This window comes from Streptomyces lonarensis, assembly GCF_012033735.1.
Classification (GTDB): domain Bacteria; phylum Actinomycetota; class Actinomycetes; order Streptomycetales; family Streptomycetaceae; genus Streptomyces; species Streptomyces lonarensis.
The window spans coordinates 1-1,451 of sequence record NZ_JAAVJD010000459.1 but is presented as its reverse complement, the minus strand read 5'-3'; the positions used below and the strand labels follow the sequence as shown (position 1 = coordinate 1,451).

Annotated in this window: 1 protein-coding gene; it reads right to left on the bottom strand. The window is 76.1% G+C overall.

The window, feature by feature from the left end; all coding sequences use genetic code 11:
- Positions 1–1,114 (bottom strand): HAD family hydrolase (locus HCN56_RS25510; protein ID WP_312871454.1); only part of this gene is annotated, 1,114 nt, incomplete at its 3' end.
- Between the last annotated feature and the right edge of the window lie 337 nt (positions 1,115–1,451).

Sequence of the window (1,451 nt, the reverse complement as noted above, 5' to 3'; positions counted from 1 at the left end):
CGGCAGCCCCGCCGGGGACACCGTCAGCGACCTGGGAGCCGCCGACCGGGCGCCGGGCGCGGGGGGCGGGCTCCCGCCGGCCGCGACACCGCCGCTGATCGAGGTCCACCAGCTCCGGCCGGCGGCCGCCCGCGAGCGCACCGATCCCGGCGGGGCCCGCGCCGGCGGGGACCGGGCGGGCGAGGTCGGCGAGCAGCCGCTCGACCGCCCGCGCGACCCCGTCCTCGGTGTTGGCCGCGGTGCGGTGGGTCGCCGCCGCCAGGACGTCGGGGTGGGCGTTGGCCATCGCGTACGAGCGCCCCGCCCAGGCCAGCATCTCCAGGTCGTTCGGCATGTCGCCGAAGGCCACCACGTCCTGCGGGCCGAGGCCGCGGCGGGCGCAGTAGGCGGAGAGCGTCGTCGCCTTGCTCACCCCCCGGGCGCTGATCTCGACCAGGGCGCTGGCGCTGGAGCGGGTGAACTCCCCCAACCCCGGGGCGGCGGCGCGGGTGGCGGCGAGCAACCGGTCCGGGTCCATCGCGGAGTGGCGCGCGAGCAGTTTGATGATCGGCTGGTCGGCGAACTCCCCGGTGTCGTCGAGCAGCTTCTCGATGGGCGCGACGCCGGCGACGGCTCCGGGGAAGTACGTCGGGTAGTCCGGTTCGTAGTGCATGCCGGTGGTCCGCTCCACCGCGAAGGTGATGCCCGGGACGGCGCCGCGCAGCACGGCGGCCAGGGCGCGGGCGTCCGCCGGCCGGAGCTGGTGGACCTCGATCAGCGGCGGTGTCGCGGACGGCGGGAGCCCGCCCCCCGCGACCGGCGCCCGGTCGGCGGCTCCCAGGTCGCTGACGGTGTCCCCGGCGGGGCTGCCGAGTGCGGTGAGGTCGGCGACGGCGGCGCCGTTGGCGCAGATGGCGACGGTCCGGTCCCGGACGGCGCTCACCACCTCCAGCCAGCGGGCGGGCCGACCGGTCACGAAGACGGTCTCGATCCCGGCGTCGGAGGCTGCGGCGAGCGCGTCGAGGGTGCGGCGCGAGACGGTGCGGTCGTCGGCGAGGAGCGTGCCGTCGAGGTCGGTCGCGATCAGTCGGGGACGGTGTTCCGGATGAGGACGTACGCGGTGAGTCTCGGTCACAGCAATAATCCTCGCGCATATGCCAGCACATGTGTGCAGTAGTGGTCACGGATGAGCCAGCGGAGGAACCACCCCTACCGGGCAACACCGGACGTTACCCGGCGGGGGGTGTCGCGCCGCCAGGGCCTACCTCCCGAAATGCACCGGCGAACCGGTCACCGGTCACCACCCGACCGGCGCACCACCCTTGGCCGTATCCCGCCGCCCTCGCGCCGTCGGAGCGCTGCGTGCCCGGGCCGTGACGCGGCCCCGGTGTGATCCGCCGTTGTCCGTGCGCCGGCCGCGTCCGCCGCCCCGGGGTTGGGGGAGTTCACCCGCTCCAGCGCCAGCGCCCTGG